At 39.5% G+C, this 21,583-nt stretch carries 15 protein-coding genes; 12 read left to right on the top strand and 3 right to left on the bottom strand.

The annotated features are described in order from the left end of the window. Positions 1-729: 729 nt before the first annotated feature. On the top strand, positions 730-2,115 hold the full coding sequence (rimO, locus tag FHK89_RS13925) for a 30S ribosomal protein S12 methylthiotransferase RimO (RefSeq protein ID WP_442966607.1): 1,386 nt from the start codon (positions 730-732) through the stop codon (positions 2,113-2,115). 5 nt (positions 2,116-2,120) lie between these two features. Here the strand turns inward: rimO and FHK89_RS13920 are convergent, their stop codons facing one another. The 3 genes from FHK89_RS13920 to FHK89_RS13910 all read right to left on the bottom strand — a co-directional run bounded on the left by FHK89_RS13920 (position 2,121) and on the right by FHK89_RS13910 (position 8,253). Continuing rightward, on the bottom strand, positions 2,121-3,593 hold the full coding sequence (locus tag FHK89_RS13920; RefSeq protein WP_230661492.1) for a cytochrome P450: 1,473 nt from the start codon (positions 3,591-3,593) through the stop codon (positions 2,121-2,123). A 328-nt stretch (positions 3,594-3,921) separates the two neighbouring features. Further along, positions 3,922-5,049: a hypothetical protein gene (locus tag FHK89_RS13915; protein ID WP_230661490.1), complete on the bottom strand. Its 1,128-nt coding sequence runs from the start codon at positions 5,047-5,049 to the stop codon at positions 3,922-3,924. A 39-nt stretch (positions 5,050-5,088) separates the two neighbouring features. After that, positions 5,089-8,253, bottom strand: coding sequence for a non-ribosomal peptide synthetase (locus FHK89_RS13910; protein WP_230661488.1), 3,165 nt, complete (start codon positions 8,251-8,253; stop codon positions 5,089-5,091). Between the two features lie 364 nt (positions 8,254-8,617). Here FHK89_RS13910 and pyrH point away from each other — a divergent pair, with 364 nt between their 5' ends. From pyrH to FHK89_RS13855, 11 genes are all read left to right on the top strand, one after another. Then, positions 8,618-9,343 carry a UMP kinase gene (pyrH, locus tag FHK89_RS13905; RefSeq protein WP_230661486.1) on the top strand — a complete coding sequence of 242 codons (726 nt, stop codon included), beginning with the start codon at positions 8,618-8,620 and terminating at the stop codon, positions 9,341-9,343. Positions 9,344-9,491: 148 nt separating this feature from the next. Then, complete coding sequence (frr, locus tag FHK89_RS13900; RefSeq protein WP_230661478.1) at positions 9,492-10,046, top strand: ribosome recycling factor; 555 nt, start codon at positions 9,492-9,494, stop codon at positions 10,044-10,046. 171 nt (positions 10,047-10,217) lie between these two features. Continuing rightward, a complete protein-coding gene (uppS, locus tag FHK89_RS13895; RefSeq protein ID WP_268993021.1) occupies positions 10,218-11,003 on the top strand; it encodes a polyprenyl diphosphate synthase in 786 nt (261 codons plus the stop codon). A 151-nt stretch (positions 11,004-11,154) separates the two neighbouring features. Further along, positions 11,155-11,973: a phosphatidate cytidylyltransferase gene (locus tag FHK89_RS13890; protein ID WP_230661476.1), complete on the top strand. Its 819-nt coding sequence runs from the start codon at positions 11,155-11,157 to the stop codon at positions 11,971-11,973. Between the two features lie 49 nt (positions 11,974-12,022). Beyond that, positions 12,023-13,237 carry a 1-deoxy-D-xylulose-5-phosphate reductoisomerase gene (locus FHK89_RS13885; protein WP_230661474.1) on the top strand — a complete coding sequence of 405 codons (1,215 nt, stop codon included), beginning with the start codon at positions 12,023-12,025 and terminating at the stop codon, positions 13,235-13,237. Further along, positions 13,234-14,634, top strand: a complete 1,401-nt coding sequence (rseP, locus tag FHK89_RS13880) for an RIP metalloprotease RseP (protein ID WP_230661508.1) — start codon at positions 13,234-13,236, stop codon at positions 14,632-14,634. Before FHK89_RS13885 ends, rseP begins: the two co-directional genes overlap by 4 nt. A 195-nt stretch (positions 14,635-14,829) precedes the next feature. Beyond that, positions 14,830-17,277, top strand: a complete 2,448-nt coding sequence (gene bamA, locus FHK89_RS13875) for an outer membrane protein assembly factor BamA (RefSeq protein WP_230661472.1) — start codon at positions 14,830-14,832, stop codon at positions 17,275-17,277. A gap of 3 nt (positions 17,278-17,280) precedes the next feature. Beyond that, a complete protein-coding gene (lpxD, locus tag FHK89_RS13870; RefSeq protein WP_230661470.1) occupies positions 17,281-18,384 on the top strand; it encodes a UDP-3-O-(3-hydroxymyristoyl)glucosamine N-acyltransferase in 1,104 nt (367 codons plus the stop codon). Positions 18,385-18,499: 115 nt separating this feature from the next. Then, a complete protein-coding gene (fabZ, locus tag FHK89_RS13865) occupies positions 18,500-19,048 on the top strand; it encodes a 3-hydroxyacyl-ACP dehydratase FabZ (protein ID WP_230661468.1) in 549 nt (182 codons plus the stop codon). 102 nt (positions 19,049-19,150) lie between these two features. Continuing rightward, positions 19,151-19,930 carry an acyl-ACP--UDP-N-acetylglucosamine O-acyltransferase gene (gene lpxA, locus FHK89_RS13860; RefSeq protein ID WP_230661466.1) on the top strand — a complete coding sequence of 260 codons (780 nt, stop codon included), beginning with the start codon at positions 19,151-19,153 and terminating at the stop codon, positions 19,928-19,930. Positions 19,931-20,178: 248 nt separating this feature from the next. Beyond that, positions 20,179-21,534: a sodium-dependent transporter gene (locus FHK89_RS13855; protein WP_230661464.1), complete on the top strand. Its 1,356-nt coding sequence runs from the start codon at positions 20,179-20,181 to the stop codon at positions 21,532-21,534. Positions 21,535-21,583: the final 49 nt, after the last annotated feature.

Below are 21,583 nucleotides of genomic sequence, written 5' to 3'. Positions count from 1 at the left end.
ATATATGACCCCTCCCATACCCTCCCCTTGAAGTAAGGGGAGGACTTAAAAACCAGTTCCTCTCCCTTTTTAAGGGGGAGGTTAGGAGGGGGTCTTATAAGTTGAGAGTGGCGTATCATTTATAAAATAACTACCATAACCTACCATTGTCCTAACAAGGCTTATAAGTGATAAGTTGCAAGTTTGATTCCATACAAGCAATGGCTGTCATAAAGGCAGTCGTTGCACTCATTTGATGATTCATTTAATGAAGCATAAGTCATTATTAGCAGAAAATGCACCAAAATAAAACATATATCTTATGAATTGTGCTGTTTTAGTGACTTTATGCCTGCATAATGCACAATAATAGACCATAAAAATAATTTGTAAAAATGGCTTATCAATATAATGTTAATAGAATGATTCGATAGAGGGTATCGCAATTGCCATTCAGATTTAAATCCAAAGCAAGCAGCAAAACAGTTAAATCCAAGCCTTGACTGGTGATTGCTAACAAAAAAAAGTACAATGGCAAAAATTTATTGCCCTTGTTAAATATAATTTCTATTCTCTTGCATAAGGTTAGCCATGTCCAAATCTAGCTTACACCTATCAGATTCTGCCGTCTCTATTTACCACCCCAATGCTGCTATTAGTGATAAAATTAGTGACAAAGTTAGTAATACCCCTGCCTATCACCACAAAGCCAACCACAATCAAAATCGTGACATTGAACAAAGTGCACAGATGAGTGATGGACAGTTACCCATCACTACCAAAGCCAATGCCAATAGTGCGCCAAAAGTGGGTTTTGTGTCGCTCGGTTGCCCCAAAGCTTTGGTTGATAGTGAGCGTATTATTACTGAGCTGAGTCGTGAGGGTTATGAAGTTGCCAAAGATTATGATGGGGCAGATTTGGTGGTGGTCAATACTTGCGGCTTTATCGAAAGTGCAGTGCAAGAGTCACTAGACAGCATTGGTGAAGCCATTAGTAAAAATGGTCGGGTGATTGTGACAGGGTGTTTGGGTAAAGAAGCGGAGAAAATTCGCAGTATGCACCCTGCTGTGCTTGCGGTGACAGGCGCACACGCTTATGGCGAGGTGATACAAGCGGTATCGCATCATTTGCCGATGCCCCAAAAGATAAAAGAAGCACGCGCCTATGACCCCAAGTTAGACTTAATCAATAATGCAGGTATCAAGCTAACACCAAAGCATTATGCCTATCTTAAGATTTCAGAAGGCTGTAATCACCGTTGTACCTTTTGTATTATTCCCAGTTTACGTGGCGACTTGGTATCTAATCCCATTGATAAAGTGATGAATGAGGCATTGGCATTAAAAAAAGCAGGGGTTAAAGAACTGTTGGTGATTTCCCAAGATACTTCGGCGTATGGCGTGGACTTAAAATATAAAACCAGCTTTTGGAATGGCATGCCGTTAAAGTCTAAGTTTTATGATTTATGCCAAGCATTAAATAATTTGGGTATTTGGGTACGTTTGCATTATGTGTATCCATATCCGCATGTCGATAAAGTGGTTGAGTTGATGAGTGAGCATAAATTGTTGCCTTATCTGGATATACCTTTTCAACATGCCAGCCCACGTGTTTTAAAGGCGATGAAACGCCCTGCACATAGCGAAAATACCTTAGAGCGTATCCAAAAATGGCGCGAGATTTGCCCTGAAATAGTCATTCGTTCTACCTTTGTGGTGGGCTTTCCGGGGGAAACCGAGGAGGACTTTGAGTATTTGCTCGATTGGCTGAAACAAGCGCGTTTAGATAGAGTGGGCTGTTTTACCTATTCTGAGGTGGAAGGGGCAGTGGCAAATGAGTTGCCAAACCCTGTACCAGAGGACATTAAGCAACAACGCTATGATAGATTTATGGCGTTGCAACAGCAAATCTCTGCGGAAAAATTACAAGAAAAAGTGGGGAAAACTTTAAAAGTTTTGGTTGATGAGATTGATACTGAAGAGAACATTGCCATTTGTCGCAGTTATGCCGATGCCCCAGAGATTGATGGACATGTGTATGTCGATAATATTGATGAAAGGGTACAAGTTGGTGAGTTTATTACTGTCACCATTGATGAGGCGAGTGAATATGATTTGTTTGCTAGTTTTGTTTAATTTAATTAAATTTGTAGCAAAAAATCCTCTATCCAGCGATGACCAATACGACTTTGCCACTGTGGTTGGGTGCTACTGATGCTGTAATGGGGTGCAATATCTAATACGGTAGTCATGGTGTCACATAATATTTGCCGAACCAATTGATTACCCAAACAGGTGTGCGCTCCACGTCCAAAAGTAAATTGAAAGTTTTTTGGACGATGAATATTAAACTTATCGGGTTGCTCAAAAATACTTGGGTCACGATTGCCAGAGGCTAACATCAGTAGTATTGTTTGACCTTGTTTTAGCTGTTCACCATATAAGTCAAAAGGTTGCTGTACCACTCTGCCCACAAATTGTACAGGTGTTTGTAGTCGCAGACATTCCTCAACAAATGCAGGTATTAGCTCTCTATTTTTATCAAGGCTATTTGTATCAAGATGCTGACCTGTTTGCTGATTGTTTTGCTGATTGTTTTGTTGGTTATCTTGTCGATATTGGGTATATAGCCATAACATTGTGCCTATCATTCTATCCACATTTTCTGCCCCATCGACCAATAACAGTATCAAGTTATCAATGGCTTGTTGTTGTGTCAATTGTCCCAAACTAACCGCTTTTGCCAATATAGCCACTGTGGTATTGTCAGATTCACCATTAGATTCGTTGTGTTGATTTTGCATAGCAAGAGTAAGAGCGTGTTGGACATATTGACGTAACTTAATAATATGTTGGTCAATACGTTCTCGAGTGCTTTGCGATGGTATCTGACTAAACAAATAGATAAAATCATTGGTGTATTGTTTGATGGTGGTAGGGTTTATGTTATTTGTATGCTCAATCGGTAATCCTAATAATTTAGCGATGATGGTTAATGCCACTGGTGAGCCAAAATCCTTGACCGCATAGCATTGTTTGGATTTGCTAATGGCTTGTTGCAAAATATCGTGTGCAATGGTTTGGCTAAGTGTTTTTTGATTTTTAATGGGCTGATTAAAGGCACGGATTAACTGTTTTCTTAATAGTTGATGAATATCACCATCTTGAAAGGCGATTAAATGTTGTGCCACATCAGCACACACATAGCGTTCATGGTTGCGTTGATGTAATACAGAATAGATAGATGGCGTGTTGCCAAGTCTATCATCTGCCAGTAACGCTTTTATATCCTCATAACGGGTGACAACCCAAGCCCCTGTTGCTAGTCGATGCAGAGGTTGATGCTCTCGTAAAAAGGCAAAATAAGGATAAGGATTTTGGACAAAATTTGGCTCTAATAAATCCAGTCGCCAGTTGGGTTGTTGGCAAGACTGAGGAATTGGTGACTGGAGGATTGATGTTTGAGCCGTTGTATTGTGATTATTAGTAGAAATAGTAGAAACCGTGGGTTGTCGTGGTTCTATAGTGTGGGTATCTGTTTTATTTTCGGGTGACGTTTGTTGTGAATAAGCGGTCGGCTTTTTTTTAGCAAATTTTTTAATTAGCCATTTCATATTGATACCAAGTTCCTTTTATGTCGCTTTCATGTCACTTTTGAGTAATAAAGAGTCCATACCTATCGTATAAACTCCAGTTTTTATGAATGTTTTTACTAGGGCCTGTTGAACATTCACCCCGTTAAGTCAGTATTTACAAGGCATACAGCTTGTTCTACTTTTGTGTAAAAATTGGCTAAATTTGCCTTACTCTGCGTCAATATCCTGATATTACCTGCGTTCATTGCCTTGATTAAGACAAATTTATCTCAATTTTTCCTACAAAGATGAATGTTCAACAGACCCTAATGCTATCTTTATCAATCCAAGTTTTATCCATGCTGGATTAGCGATAATGTTGCTCAATAATCTTTTGAATTTCTTTATTGTTTTGCTCTAGGTGTTCAGCTATAAAGTTTTTATCACTTTGCGTCAAAGGCGTATCAGTCGCCAGCTTTGCCAAAATATCGGTATGATAAAATCTTAAAGCTGCTGATAAAACAAATACTTCATCGGTTAAGTCGGCTGTTGTGGTAGGTGAGCAAATATCAGCAATATTATCAGATGCCAGACGCACCTGTACGCCTGCGGTTAGCATCTCTAATAGTCGTGGTATGCTGTTATAAGTTGGCGTTTGAATGGGGCGTAATTGCCGCATTCCGATTGCCGCAGAAGGGCAGCAGATAATACCAATGTCATTCTCAACCAAACCCTCAACCATTGCCTCAAAGCGTTTATCCTCATAAGTTGAGGGTGAGATGGCATGGACTGCCCATACCATGGGTCGATTATTTTTATCTAATCCCAATGAGCCAAAGTTTTTGACGGCAGTAATGAGACGCTCCGTGCCAGTTTCTGACGGATCGTTACGTTGGTCAGTATGTACATGGATATATTTTTGTTCCCGCTGTGCCAAGTCTAGCATACGTTCACAATGAGTCATAAAGCCAATATGATCAGGATAATCATCAGTATCATCAGCCTCTGGCAAGCTACCAATAAAGTCAGCGTGTTTGACTCCTTCACAAAAAACTTCCCAAGCCTCAGGGTGAGCATCATTAAAGCCAAAGGGAGAGTAAGCGGCAAGATTGACTTGTAGCTGGTCTTGGTATTGTTTTTTGATATCCGATAGTATGTTGAGTGCAGATAAACCAACCCCATCGGCAGTCACATCGACCATACTATCTGCATTGGCTGTGCCACAAGCGACCATCTCATCTAGGCATTCCGTGACGCGTCGTCGCAAATCCTGCTCTTGATAGGCAAGCCCTGAATGAATATTAGATATTAAGGCGTGTTTTTTATGTAGAGATACAAAAGAATTATCTAAAATCGGGCGATTATTAATGGTCATATATGCCTCATCTAGGGTATTAACACGGTCTAGATGCAGATGAGCATTATACATACCACCATATTGTTGAACTCTTTGGGCAAAATCACGATAAAAAGCAGAACGTCTTTTTTGATACATTTTATATCCTTATTTCTTTTAAATTCAAATAACTAAACGTTAAACAATCATAATATGTTGTTGGTAAGCACAATATCCATACGCTAAGTCACTAAACCAATGATGACCTTCTTGCACCAAATCAATTTGTAATTGATAAAATTTTGGCATGGACTTTTCGGGAATGACCACCGCAAAAGTTAAATCAACAGATTGATTGATGGCAAGTGGCTGAGTCAAAAAAGCTTGTCCTGCTAACTGGCGAAACTCACCACGATGATTAAGCCAACGGGCTGAAACAGTTAATCCCGATTGCTCAGTTGCTAGCCAATCTTGCTCACTGGTGTTACAAAGGGTGATATGAATTTGCTGTTGTTTGTTTCGTTTATACATTATCTTTGGAAGTTTGGCTTTGATTTGATAGGGCTGTGTGTGTGGTGCATGAGTAGTTAATTGGACTGGGTGAACTGCTTGAGTCATCTGCTTATTTAAGTCATTAGATAAGCCATTCATATCATCAGCAGTCTGCTGAATCTCATGCCATATATCTTGTGCCAACGGTTGCATATAATCGATATTTAATTCATCACCATGACAACAATCATAATAATAAATAGAATGAACAGAAAGATTTTTTTCTAACCACTTAAGCTCAGGGTAAAAAAACTGCTCACACTCATAAACCATGCCTTGTTTTTGGCGTAATTGTGCAATGGGTGGTCGTTGCTGTTGTATATATTGGCGAATTTGCTGGTTTTGAAAGTCTTTGGTTGTCCAAAAAGTGGCAATTTTGCCTTGATATGGCTCATCAGTAAACTTATCAATCATCAATAATAACGCCACTGTTTTACCTTGCTGTTGTAAATATTGGGCAACTTTAAGCATAATGGTTGCCCCTTCACAAAATCCCCCTAAATAATATGGCTGCTGAGTATTAAGGGATAAGATAACATTGGCATAATAAGCTGCAAGTGCATCATTATCACGCTCTTTAGGCTCTTGAATACAGTATAAAGAACGCATGCCATAGACAGGCAGGTCACTTGGCAGTTCTGCCACCAGATTGGTTAGTTCGTGATGCGCTTGCACACACCAAAACAAAGGAGGGAGGCTACCATCAGGATTGTGTACCACCACCAATCCTTCGCTATCAACTCGTTTACCAGACCAAGCAGTTAAATAAGCACGCAAACCATCTTTAACAAAATCATCAAGTGGCGGTAGGGCGTCTGTTGTATTGATTGGCTGTGATAGATTAGCAGATGGTTGGTTGCTATTTTTGTTCTGAGTTTTATTTAGTGCTTGTTGTAATGCTACAGTAAAGGTAGCAGCCGTTGGTGAATCATACAGGTTAATTAACCAATCATTTGATAGGGTGGGGTAGTGTTGTTGTAGTTGGTCAATAAAAGTTGCCGCAGATAAAGAATCACCACCGAGCAAAAAAAAGTCATCGTCGTCATTAATCTGTTCAACTTCTAAAATATTTTGCCATAACGCTTTGATTTGTATTAAAAGCTGTGCATATTCCTTATCATCAAGTGGCTCATTTTTTGTTGTGATGGTGGTTTTAGGCGTGGTTGTGAAATTTGTTAAGTGCTGATTTGCAAACTGTTTCGATAATTGGTGGCGTTGTACTTTGCCACTATTGGTTTTTGGTAATTTATCAACCAGCACGATAAGTTTGGGGAGTTGAAATGTAGATAGTTGCGATTTTGCATAAGTTAAAATAGAGTCTATTACCGCCGCTTCATTGAGTAAATTTTTATCAGTCGTTGGCACAACCGCCACAGCCACTTCCTCGCCTAATGTGGGGTGAGGTATGGCAAAACTGGCAAGCTCAGCAACGATGGGGTGTTGGTTTAATGCAAAATCAATAAATTGTGCTGATATTTTTTCACCACCTCGATTAATCAGCTCTTTTATTCTACCTGTGATAAATAAAAACCCATCGCTATCAATATAACCTTGGTCACCTGTCATTAGCCATTTTTGCCCATCAATAGTGATATGAGTATCTTGAGAGGAAGGGTTATAAAAATAATCCGTAATAACTTGTGTGCCTGTGATACATATTTGCCCCTTTTGTGGTGAGGGTAAGCGGTTATGTTGTTCATCAATAATACACACTTGCGTGGTACAGACTTTACCAACAGAGTCTTGTTTTTGCCATGAAGTATCTAATCCCCAACTGGTGATTTGTCCTGCTGCCTCGGTCATACCATACATAGGAATGATGGGGATATGATAATGGCTCACAAATTCATCTTGTAGTTGTTGTGATAAGGGTGAGGATACTGAACGAATAAAACGTAGTTGAGCGTTTAGTTGAGGGTTGGCATGACGTATCAAGTCGCTAAGCATGGTGGGGACGCACTGATACCAAGTTATCTTATCAGTGCATAAGGTATTTACGATTTGTTGGGTTTGTTGAATTTGTCTAACAAACAAGCTGCCACCAGATAATAAAGGCACAAGTAACATATCAACAAATGTACCAATATGATACATAGGCATGGCGTGCAAGCCACAGTCTTTTTGTGTTAATTGTAAGGTATCGATAATCACTTGTGTTGCAGTTAATAGTTGGTTATCTGTTAAGCCAACAAGTTTTGGTTGCCCTGTTGTGCCTGAGGTGGGTAATATCAAGCGGACTGTTTCAGTTGAATCATCGTGATATTTAGAGCCGTTTGGATTTGGCTCGCTATAAGGCTTATTATCAGTATTATTATTAGTTTGGTTTTGGTTGGATTGCCATAATTCTAACGTGAGTCGGTCTGTTTGATTGTTATTATTGTTGTTATGACTAACCTCTGCTACTTGTAGGGTGAGAATGGTAATTCCCTGTTGTGATGCCAGTTTTGCTGTTTCTGTAGCGAAGCCTTGTTGGGTGATTAAAACACTGCTTTGAGCTAACTTTAATAACTCAATATGTTCATTTGCCTTTAAATTTGGATTTAGGGGTAGGCAGGTATGATGGCACAGTAATGTCAAACAGGTGATTAAATTATCTATTGTTTGGGGTAATAAGACAGCGATGGTGATAGATGAATTTTGTTGTATGGGTAAGATAGATAGGTGTTGATTAAGATTTTGATTTAATTGATTTATTGTTTTTTCTAAGCTGTCATAGCTTATTTGCTGATGCTCTGTATAAATACAGCTTTGTTGTGGATATTGTTGGCATTGATAAGATATAGACTGTTTTATTGAATGTGGGATTGTCATTATGAAGTACACTGTTAATAAAATAGGAGCAGGAATATTATGGTTAGTTATCTTTCTAAAATCATATTTGATGTCAGTATATTATAAACTTACTATTTAGTGATGGGTGGAAGTTTTCTTATTCACTCTTATTAAATTCTTATTAAAAAGTGAATTTTTTTAAAAATTGCTATTGATTTTTATGATGAAATTAGAAGAGACATAGTCGCTACTTTCTTAATTTTCTTCATATTACTATGATTCTTTACTACTTTGTTTGAGCTTATCATATCTACCCTATCAAATATCTGCAATTTTTGGTAGAATTTTGCCGTTTAACCACTGTTTGCATTTCATTAATTATAAATTATAAAAAAGGGTCTTCATGTCTGATAATAATCCTTGTTATTCTCGTATCCTGCTAAAGCTATCTGGTGAAGCACTGGCAGGTGGTAAAGGTATGGGTATTGATACTGCCGTTTTGGACAAAATGAGCTTGTCTATTGCACACCTTTGTGGACTTGGTGTGCAAGTAGGTATTGTGGTCGGTGGTGGTAATTTATATCGTGGTAGCCAGTTACAAAAAGAAGGTCTGGTTGGACGAGTGACTGGTGACCAAATGGGTATGCTTGCCACTGTGATGAATGGACTGGCGATGCGTGATGCGCTAGAGCGTCGTAATATCAAAACTCGTCTTATGTCAGCCCTGCCTATTGGTGAGGTCACCGAAAGTTATAGTAGCCGCAATGCCATTCGCTATCTTAAAAATGGTGAAGTATGTATCTTTGTCGCAGGTACGGGCAATCCATTTTTTACTACCGATACCGCGGCGTGTTTACGTGGGATTGAGATTGAAGCGGGTATTATTCTTAAAGCCACCAAAGTTGATGGTGTCTATGACAAAGATCCAAGTGTCAATGATGATGCCATTAAATATGATGCGCTGACCTTTGATGAAGTGTTAGAGCAAAAGCTGGGGGTGATGGATTTGACCGCCATTGCCTTATGTCGTGAGCATAACGTCCCTTTGCAAGTATTTGATATGACCAAACCCAATGCGCTGCTGAATGTCATCATGGGTGAAACAGAAGGAACACGAGTATTCCACTAATTTTTCATGATTGAGTATGAATCGAATTGATAAACTTATGGTATTAAACTGATAGTATTAAAAACACATTTTGGATTGATAGCATGAGTGTATTTAACCATTGGCTGTATAATTTGCTTTATAAATAGGTTTTTAAAAGGAAGATAAGATGATTAATGATATTAAAAAAGATGGCGAAGCGCGGATGAAAAAAACCATCGAAGCGTTAGAAAGTGCTTTTAGTAAAGTACGTACAGGGCGTGCGCATCCTGGTATGTTATCGAGTGTGATGGTGAGTTACTATGGTGCAGATACCCCGCTTAATCAGGTAGCTAGTGTCAATGTTGAAGATTCACGCACGCTACTGGTACAGCCATTTGATCGTACTATGGTACAAGCTGTCGATAAAGCCATTCGTGAAGCAGATTTGGGTTTAAATCCAATGACCGCTGATGTCATTCGTGTGCCCATGCCTGCGCTGACTGAAGAGACACGCCGTGATATGCAAAAATTGGCACGTGGTGAAGCAGAAAATAGCCGTGTATCTATCCGTAATGTGCGCCGTGATATGTTAAGTGATGTAAAAGACTTAGCAAAAGAAAAAGAAATTTCAGAAGATGAAGAGCGTCGTGCCAGTGATGAGATTCAAAAGCTGACTGATAAATATATCGCCATGATTGATAATAAGCTTGAGAATAAAGAAGCTGAATTGATGGAAGTATAGGCTAGGGTCTGTTGAATATTACGGGATGAAAGTTCAACAGACTCTAATACCATGATGGTTTGTTCCGTTAAAGGCGCTTTAAATCATTTATATTGGTTCTTTTGCACATTTTTGTTATGTGTTTTTTGTTATTTATTGAGTGTTTAGATTTGGGCTAGGGGCAGTTGATTGATGATAAAACAGACTTCAGTAGAGACGGCTGCTCACAGTGATGATACTAAAAATATCCAACATTTAGCCAGTATACCCAAACATATTGCCATCATTATGGATGGCAATAACCGTTATGCTACTGCCAGAGCCATGCCAAAAGGGCAGGGGCATGTGATGGGCAAAGATGCCCTTGATCCCATCGTTGAGTATTGTTTGCAAGTGGGTATCAAGGTATTAACGGTTTTTGCTTTTTCTAGTGAAAATTGGCAGCGTCCTGCTGAAGAAGTAGCCTTGTTAATGCGTCTATTAACTGCCACTATTTATGAGCAGATGCCACGTATGCATAAGTATCATATTCGTTTACGTTTTATTGGTGATCGCAGTCAGCTAGCAGAGGATTTGCGAGACTTAATGGCAGATGCAGAAGCAAAGACAGCACATTTTGATGCCATGACATTAGTGATTGCCATTAGTTATGGTGGGCAGTGGGATATTGCTAATGCTGCCCGTCAGTTGGCGCAGCAAGTAGAATCGGGACAACTAAGTGCTGAGCAAGTGAATGAAACACAGATGAATGCGTATATGCAGCTAGGAGATTTGCCAGCTGTCGATATGTTGATTCGCACCGGCGGTGAGTATCGTATCTCTAATTTTTTATTGTGGCAATCAGCGTATGCAGAGCTGTTTTTTACCGATACCTTATGGCCTCAGTTTGATGCCACAGAATTGGCAATGATGTTAGAGCAGTTTGCACAGCGGCAACGCCGTTTTGGCAAGACCAGTGAGCAAATAGAGTCTTGTTAATAGTTTTATCTATCTTTTATTCTACCTATCGCATTTATATTATAAATACAAGATTTTAACGTAATCCTATTTTTTAACGTAATATATAAAGTATAACAACAATTATTTCTCTCTTTTTTATCGTTTCTTTTGGCAGTAAGGCATTGAATTTATGTGGCAACGAATCAAAACGGCAATTATTTTAGTCATTATCGTTGGCGTTGCTTTATTTGCAAGTAACTCCCCCATTTTATTTGTTCCTCTATTAGCAGTGGGTGTGACAATCGCTGCTCATGAGTGGACAAAGCTGATGCCAAGGTGGCGACTACCAGCCCGTTTTGTCCTTTTGGTATTAGCAGTTACCATGATTACTTTGATGTTTCCAAAGGTTTGGGTGATTTGGTGGTGCTTATCAGTGATAATTTGGCTCATGGCACTGTCATGGGTAACTAAGTTTCCAGATAAAACTAACTGGTATGGCAGACGTTTATCATTAATGGGAGTGGTCATATTAACTGCATCTATCACAGCGATGTTTTTTCTATGGCAACAGTCACCATGGTGGCTGATGTATGTCTTTATGTTAGTGTGGTGTGCAGATAGTGGCGCTTATTTTGTGGGGCGCAAACTGGGTCGACGTAAGATGGCACCCAATGTATCTCCTAATAAAAGCATGGAAGGATTGGCAGGTGGGTTAATCACAGGGCTATTGGTTGTCATTGCGATTAGTATTTTCAAGTTACATTTGTCTGGTATAGCATTGGCGACTTTTGTTTTACTCTCAGCAATAACTATTTTGGCGTCGGTACTTGGTGATTTATTTGAATCTATGCTCAAGCGCAGAGCAGGTGTGAAGGATTCGGGTACGATTTTACCAGGGCATGGTGGTGTATTAGATCGCATTGATTCGTTATTATCTGCGACACCTATTTTTGCGTTAGGCTGTTGGTTGTTGCAATTAGCAGGCATTTTTAATTTATCAGTATATTAAGATTGTTCTGTTGGTTTTAGATTGATTGGTATTCAAGGTATATAAAAATATGACTCAGCATGTAGCAGTTTTGGGAGCGACGGGCTCTATCGGTGATAGTACACTTGCCCTATTAGCCGCTCACCCTGAGCGTTTTTCTGTTTATGCCTTGTCTGGTCATAGTCGGTTAGATAAGCTCTTTGCATTATGTCAGCAATTTCAACCTAAGTGTGTGGTAGTACCAGTACAGCAAGTCGATACATTTGCTGAGCGGATTAAAGCGGCTAATTTGAGCATAGAAGTACTTGGTGGTGAACAGGGTTTGGTGGCAGTTGCTAACGATACTCAAGTAGATACAGTGGTTGCTGCCATTGTTGGGGCAGCAGGACTGGCATCAACATTGGCAGCAGCACAGGCAGGAAAGCGTATCTTGCTTGCCAATAAAGAAGCCTTGGTGATGGCAGGCAGCTTAATGATGCAAGCAGTGCGTGATAATGATGCTATTTTGTTGCCACTAGATTCCGAGCACAATGCCATTTATCAATGCTTGCCTGCTGCTGTGCAGTTAGATAACCAACAAATACATCAAAAAACGCATGGTGTGCAGCGGTTATGGTTAACCGCCTCTGGTGGACCTTTTTTGCATAAAACCTATGAGGATATGCAGAAGGCCAGTTTAGCTGAGGCGGTTAAACATCCTAATTGGTCCATGGGACAAAAAATATCAATTGATTCTGCTACCATGATGAACAAAGGGTTAGAGCTGATCGAAGCCTGTCATTTGTTTGATTTGCCAGAAAGTAGTATTCATGTAGTGATTCATCCACAAAGTATTGTCCATTCTTTGGTAGAGTACTGTGATGGTAGTTTTTTGGCACAAATGGGCAGTCCAGATATGAAAACACCGATTGCACATGCGCTTAGTTATCCTGAGCGTATTAATAGTGGTGTTGCCAGCTTATCGCTTTATGATTTGGCTGATTTACAATTTTTAGCACCAGATTTGACGAAATTTTCCTGTCTTAAATTAGCTCGTGAAGCTATGAAAACAGGGGTATTGGCGACCATTACCCTTAATGCTGCTAATGAGGTAGCCGTGCAAGCGTTTATAGAGGCGAAAGTTAAATTAACCGACATTGCCTTGATTAATGAGCGCAGCTTAGACAAGATAGCATCTAATTCTGGGTTTGGTAATTCGTCAATCAATAGTCTTGAGGACATTATGGCAATGGATGCCATTGCACGTCAGTTTGCAGCAAATGAGGTCTTATTATGTCAGCAATGAGTACAGTTTTTCTTGCTTTTTTGGCAGCCATTGTCGTATTAGGACCATTAGTGGCTTTACATGAGTGGGGGCATTATATTGTTGCTCGCTTATGTGGAGTCAAAGTATTGACTTACTCAATAGGGTTTGGACCGAAGTTATTTGGCTGGACAAGTAAAAAAACAGGCATTAACTACCGATTGTCAGCATTGCCATTAGGTGGTTATGTTAAGATGCTCGATGAGCGTGAAGGTGAGGTGGCAGAGTCAGAAAAACATTTGGCATTTAATAACCAAACGCCACTGAAAAAAATTGCCATTGCTGCCGCAGGCCCGTTGATGAATTTCATCATTGCCATTTTCCTATTTTGGGTGTTATTTTTAACCCCTTCTGAGCAATTAAATACACGTATTGGTAGCGTATTACCCAATACCCCTGCGGCGATTGCAAATTTGCCTGTGGGCGATAAAATCATTGCCATTGATGATCATTTTGTGCAAACTTGGGAAGAGATCAATTATCGTTTGGCTGATAGAATGGGTGAAACAGGTACTTTGCAGGTGGCGGTGCAGCCTTATACTGCTAATAACAACACCAACACAGTAGCAGCTATTAAGAGCTATCAAGTACCGTTGCACTCATTTATGCAAGGTGATGATAGGGGGCAAGATGCGTTAGCTAGCTTAGGTGTACTACCTTGGCAACCGCATATTGAGCCAGTAATTGGCAAGTTAACAGCAGATGGTGCAGCCATTCGTCAGGGTATGCAAGTTGGTGATAAATTACTGAGTATCAATGGTGTGGATGTTCATGACTGGATTAGTGCCACTTATATTATTAGAGATAATCCTGAGACTTTGCTAGATTTTATGGTATTACGAGATGGGCAATCCGTTAAGCTACAGATTATGCCACAAGGTAAAAAAGACAATATGGGACATCACATTGGACAGATTGGAGCAGCAGTTGTACCTGTTGATGTCGATGTTGTTGTTCCTGATGAGTATAAAACAATGGTGGCGTATTCTCCTTTAGCAGCGTTGGGCAAGTCATTTGATAAGACAGCACAACTGACCACCATGACCTTGTCATCAATGGGTAAAATGATCTCAGGAATGATAGGGCTTGATAATTTGTCAGGACCTATCACCATTGCTAAAGTAGCAAAACAAAGTTTTGAGATTAGTTGGGAGATGGTGTTATCAACCACAGCCATTATTAGCTTAAGTCTGGCCGTCTTAAACTTGTTGCCTATTCCTGTTCTCGATGGTGGGCATATCCTCTATTATTCTGTTGAGCTTATTCGTGGTAAGCCATTATCTGAGGGGGTACAGGCGATGGGATTTAATTTAGGCTTGTTATTATTGCTTGGATTTATGATATTAGCGATTGGTAATGATATCAGCCGTTTATTGTAAAGTTGCTTATAAAGTTAATGGTATGATATTCATCATATGACAAGATATAATATAAAAATTTAGCCAAAAAAATTAATTTTATTACATAAGTTTGAATAACAAATCTGAATGTAAGCTTTCACTGTTTATTGTAATATTAGACAACATAAGTTATCCATTTTAACGTTAGCAAGATTTTATTTACGGAAAATATTTATGCGTAAGCCTTTATCTTTAAGTATTCAACTCTTAAGTGTGCCTGTATTGGCAGCTTTAGTTACCGTTTCTGCTCATGCTGAGCAGTTTGTCGTCACTGATATTGAGTTTTCGGGTCTACAAAGACAGACAGTAGATAGTTTATATCCTATATTGCCTATAAACATTGGTGATACAGTGACAGATCCAGCACTGGCACAAAGTATTGAAGCCCTTTATGCCACAGGTAATTTTGCTAATATTCAAGCAAAAGTAGAAGATGGTAGGCTGACTTATTATATGGTGGAGCGTCCCATCATTGCTGAAGTTGATTTTGAAGGTAATAAACTCATTCCAAAAGATGGGTTACAGCAAGGTCTAAAAGCAGCAGGTTTAGCAGTTGGTGATGTACTCAAACAATCAACACTACAAGCGGTTGCTAATGAGCTACAACAACAATACATCTCACAAGGTTATTATAATAGTGATATTGAAGTTAAGCAGACTCTACTAGATGGAAATCGTGTCAAATTAGACATTCGATTTATTGAAGGTAAACCTGCGAAAGTTGTGGATATTAATATCATTGGTAATCAGCACTTTAGTGATGAAGACATCAAAGATGTGTTTGCTGTTAAAGAAGCTTCTTGGACACGAGTACTATCTAAATCAGATCGTTATGCCAAAGAAAAGCTGGCTGCCAGTCTTGAGAATCTCAAAGCACTGTATCAAAATGATGGCTTTGTTAGATTTAATATTGATAATGCCATATTAAATATTAGTGAAGATAAAAAAAATATCTTTATAGAAGTGAGTGTTACAGAAGGCGATCAATATAAATTTGGTGAAGTGAACTTCTTAGGTGAGCCAAAGTATGATGTGGCAACCTTAAAAAAAGATATTAGTTTTGCAGCCAATGAGCAGTATTCTCAGCGCAGTTTGGATGAAACAACTGCTGCACTGCAAACACGTTATGGTGATGACGGCTATTATTTTGCCCAAATACGTCCTGTGCCACGTATTAATGATGAGACCAAAACCGTTGATATTGACTATTTTATTGATCCTGCGCGCCCTGTTTATGTGCGTCGTATCAACTTTGCTGGTAATCTAAAAACGGTGGATGAAGTATTGCGCCGTGAGATGCGTCAGCTAGAAGGCGCATTGGCTTCAAATGATAAAATAGCACAATCTAGAGCTCGCCTCATGCGCACAGGTTATTTTAAGTCAGTTAATGTTGATATTCGTCCTGTGCCTAATACTCCAGATCAAATCGATGTCAATTATACCGTCGTTGAGCAGCCATCAGGTAGTTCAACAATTGCCGCTGGTTATTCTCAAAGTGGTGGTTTTACCTTTCAGGTGGATTTGAGTCAACGTAACTTTTTAGGGACAGGCAATAAAGTCAATGCTGCGTTGTCGCGCTCAGAGACGTATGATTCTTATAGTCTTGGTTACACCAATCCTTATTTTACCGAAAATGGTGTATCACAAGGGGTCAGTGCTTATTACAAAAAGACAAAATATGATGATAAAAACGTCAGTAACTATGTCACTGACTCTTATGGAGCAACCGTCAATTATAGTTATCCCATCGATGAGACGAAGCGTCTAAGCGCAGGCTTTAACTTTGATAATACTGAAATACGTGGTGGACGCTTTATGGGGGTTTCAAATGTCCATGAGCTACTAGATAGTGGTGGTGAGGCAAAAACTTATACTGGTAAAGATGAAGGTCGTACCAGCTTTAACAATGATTATAATACTTATAATCTGTTGTTAGGCTGGGATTATAGTAGCCTTGATCGCCCTGTATTTCCGACTCGTGGTATGAGTCATTCAGTTGATGCAACCATTGGCTTTGGTGATCAAACATATCAAAAAGTGGTTTATAAAGGTAATATCTATCATCCAATATACAAAGACTTGATTGCTCGTGGTTATGCCAAACTAGGCTATGGTAATGACCTGCCTTTCTATGAAAACTTTTATGCAGGAGGCTATGGCTCAGTGCGGGGCTATGATGCCTCTAGTCTAGGGCCTCGCTCAGCACCATTTTATCAAACTCAGGTTGATGGTGTGACGTATCGACCAGAAAAAGTGGGGGGTAATGCGTTGGCAACCTTTGGTACTGAGCTCATTTTACCGATGCCATTTAAAGGAGATTGGGCAGATCAAGTACGCCCTGTACTCTTTGTCGAAGGTGGACAAGTATTTGATACCACCGATAAAGAAAATAAAACCTTTAGCTATGAGGGTAAAAATTATAATGGTACGATTCAAGATGGTAAAAAGTATCAAGATATTCCTCTAATTACCCAAGATAAAAAACTGCGTTATAGTGCCGGAGCGGGCATCACATGGTACACACCCATTGGTCCTATCTCAATCAGCTATGCTTTTCCATTTAATGATCAAGAAGGCGATCAAACCGAAAATGTTCAATTCCAGATTGGTAGCACATTCTAGATCATGACTAAAGTAACTATTGCCCAAATTATTGCTGCCATAGAGCTGCGCCAGCCTGTACTCAATAAACATAGTCTCAATGAGACCCAGTTGAATACAGGTTTGCGAGCTGTTGCCAGTTTATCGACAGCAACAGATGATCAGCTTAGCTTTTTGGCAAATGCACGTTATGCAGATGCGCTACCATCTTCACAAGCAGGTGCCATTATTATTACCCCCGCACAGGCAGATAAAGTGGCAGATGATCGCTTGTTACTGATGACTAACAATCCTTATTTGGCTTATGCCAGTGCATCACAGTTATTTGAAGATCATTTAGCCAATCATTTAACAACTGATAACGTGAGCAATCATTCTAAGGTTAAAAACCCAGAGGATAAATCAGGCAGTCAAACAAATAAAGAAGCAAGTATTCATCCAACTGCCATCATTGCGGAGTCTGCACAAATTGGAGCCGGTGTTTATATTGGTGCTTATTGTGTGATTGGTGATGATGTTATTATTGGTGATCGCTGTTATTTGGCTAATCAAGTGGTAATAGAAGAGGGCGCTATATTAGGCAGTGATTGTGTTTTGATGTCACAAGTGGTTGTTGCACATCACTGTGAGCTTGGTCAAGCAGTACGAGTGCATGCGCATGCCAGTATTGGCTCAGATGGTTTTGGCTTTGCTCCAAGTAGCAATCCTGCCAAATTAGGTTGGGAGCGAATAGCTCAGCTTGGTCGGGTGATAATAGGTGATCGTGTTCGTATTGGCAGTCATACCTGTATTGATCGGGGTGCGATTGCAGATACCATTATCGAAGATAACGTTATTATAGATAATCAAGTACAGATTGCTCATAATGTCATTATCGGTGCAGGTACAGCCATCGCTGCCAAAACGGGGATAGCAGGTAGTGCACACATTGGTAAGCGTTGTATGATTGGTGGGGCAGTGGGTATATCTGGTCATTTAACCATTACAGATGATGTCACCATTACTGGTACGACCTTGGTAACCAAGTCGATTACTCAATCGGGATCTTATTCGTCGGGTACAGTGGCGATGCCATCAGCAGATTGGCGACGTGCTGCGGTACGTTTTCGGCAATTGGGTAAAAAATAACGCTTATTTTTATTCATGAATATTACTAACTTTTGATATTGATAAAAGTCAAAGCTAGTTTATAAATAAAGGTGTGCATAAATCAATATGCGCATACGAATATAAGGAAGTATGTATGCCTCAAGCAAATCACCAGACTTATGATGACTCACATTTAGTCACTGAGCAAGACGTTGCCGCATTGGCACAAAGACAACTAACATTGCCATTAAAATATGATGTATTAAAGCATTATTTGCCACATCGTTATCCTTTTATGTTGGTAGATAGGGTTACCGCATGCCGTCCTGGTGAGTGGATTACTGCCTATAAAAACTTGAGTATCAATGAAGAGTTTTTTCAGGGACATTTTCCACAAGAGCCTATCATGCCAGGCGTGTTGATGGTTGAAGCGATGGCTCAAGTAGCCGGTGTATTAGGTTTTATTAGTGAAAATATGACCGCAGAAGATGGGTATTTATATCTATTTGCAGGGGTTGATAAGGTGCGCTTTAAATACCAAGTTGTGCCTGGTGATCAACTGATTATTCGTGCAAAAAAAGTGATGAATAAGCGGGGTATTTATAAATTTTCTTGTACTGCTCATGTTGAAGATAAATTAGCTGCTTGTGCCGAAATCATGATAGCACGTCAAGAAAAGGCATCTATGCTAATAAATAGCTAAGTGTATGATGATTTAAAATATTAAATTAACAATTGTCACAGCATACGTTTTAAAGTTTCATTAAATTATTAAATTGCTTTTATTAAGACTAGGGCACGCTTTATGAGTCAAATCCATCCTACTGCCATCATATCAGATCGTGCCATTATTGATGATACGGCAGTCATTGGACCTTATTGTATCATTGGAGAGGATGTCAGTATTGGTGCACACAGTGTGTTACATCGCCATGTTGTGGTGACCAAAAATACTCGCATTGGTGCGCATAATCAAATTTATCAGTTTGCCAGTATTGGTGAAGATTGTCAGGATCTAAAATATAATGGTGAGCCAACGTGGCTTGAGATTGGAGATCATAATACCATTCGTGAAGCGTGTAGTTTTCATCGCGGCACGGCACAAGATAAATCACTGACAAAGATAGGTAGTCATAACTTATTTATGGTCAATACCCATATTGCTCATGATTGTGTGATTGGTGACCATAACATTTTTGCTAATAATGTTGGTGTGGCAGGTCATGTTGGTATTGGTAGCCATGTCATTATTGGTGGTAATTCAGGTATTCATCAGTTTTGCCGTATTGATGACTATAGTCTGGTGGGGGGAGCAAGTTTGATCCTTAAAGATGTGGCAGCCTTTACCATGGTGTCGGGTAATCCAGCGAGTGCACATGGATTAAATTTGGAAGGCATGCGGCGTAAAGGCTGGTCAAAGCAAACCATTAACTTGTTAAGGCAAGCATATAAAATCGTCTATCGTTCTGGATTAACGACGAAGCAAGCCATCAGTGAATTAGAAGATAAGCTACTGCCACAAGAGCCAATGATTGCATTATTGATTCACTCACTAAAGCAAAGTAAACGGGGGGTTGTGAGATAGTAGTAGTGTCTTAAGAAGCTGCTATATTATTTAGCCTAATTGTTAATTATTTTAGAAACCATAACGATTAGTTATGGTTTTTTGTTTTTATATGCTTGACATTTTATGTTTCTTAGATGAAACTTAGCGTTTACTAAATGTAAATGACCCTTTCTATTCATTTTTTAGCTTCCCTAATAAATACAAGTTGTATTGAAATAAAACTGGGAATTGGGGTTATATTTAGGATTTTTATTAAGGATATTAAGATGTCAAACAAACAAGATCATGCCCAGTGGAGCTCAAGCTTTGGCTTTGTGCTTGCAGCTGTTGGCTCCGCCGTCGGTTTAGGTAATATTTGGAAGTTTCCCTATATGGTGGGAGAAAGTGGTGGGGCAGTATTTGTTATCACCTATTTATTTTGTATTGCGTTAATTGGTTTTCCAATTTTGGTCGCAGAATGGCTGATTGGTCGTCGTGGTCAAAAAAACCCCATCAATTCATTTGAAGATGTAGCAGCCAGTGAAGGCAAATCTCGTGCTTGGGGCATTGTTGGTGGTGCAGGTATTTTAGGTGGCTTTATCGTCTTATCATTTTATAGTGTGATTGGTGGTTGGGCGTTAAATTATGTCACTAAAATTGGCTCAGGTAGTTTTGTGGGTCAAAACAGCGATGCTGTGGCTGCTGTATTTGATGCCATGTTGGCAAGTCCAGGTACACTAACAATTTGGCATACTGTGTTTATGGCACTAACTGCAATTATTGTTGGTGTTGGTGTGGCGGGTGGTATTGAAAAAGCTGCAAAAGTATTAATGCCATTATTGGGTGTGATCCTTTTGGTCATCTTAGGCTACAATATTTTAAATGGTGGATTTGGTCAAGCAGTCAGCTATCTGTTTACCCCTGATATGAGCAAAATGAACAGTGGCGTTCTATTGGCTGCACTTGGTCATGCTTTCTTTACCTTATCATTGGGTATGGGCATCATGGTGGCTTATGGCTCATATATGGGTCGTGAGTTTAATCTATTAAAAACTGCTCGTACTGTGATTATCTTAGATACTGTTTTTGCATTGGCAGCAGGATTGGCAATTTTCCCTATTATCTTTGTTAATGGTTTAGACCCTGCCGCAGGGCCAGGTCTTATCTTTGTTAGTCTACCTATTGCATTTGGTAGTATGACAGGCGGTACATTAATTGGTACATTATTCTTTTTATTGATTACCTTTGCTGCATTAACATCATCCATCTCTTTACTTGAGCCATCAGTTGAGTTTTTAGAAGAGCGTACTTCACTGAATCGTACAATGTCTACCATTGTTGCTAGTGTGGTGATTTGGCTACTGGGTGTGGCAGCGTTGTTGTCATTTAACCTTTGGTCAGAATTTACCATTATGGGCAATGGTGTCTTTGATTTACTTGATAAGTTGACCAGTAAGTTTATGTTGCCATTGACAGGACTTGCCGCCATCATCTTTGTTGGTTGGGTGCTAGCGCAGGACAGTATTAAAGCTGAACTTGGTATGTCTGATGGTGCATGGAAAGCATGGCAAATAGTGGCTAAATTCATCGCCCCTATCGGTGTGGTGATTGTGTTTATCAGTAGCTTAATTGGTGCAGCCTAAACAGCTAATTTTTGCTGAGAATAGATAGGATTGCAATTATAAATCTAAA

The organism is Psychrobacter sp. I-STPA10 (assembly GCF_021012795.1).
GTDB lineage: Bacteria > Pseudomonadota > Gammaproteobacteria > Pseudomonadales > Moraxellaceae > Psychrobacter.
The sequence above is the reverse complement of the archived record's forward strand: the minus strand, read 5'-3'. Positions and strand labels throughout refer to the sequence as shown.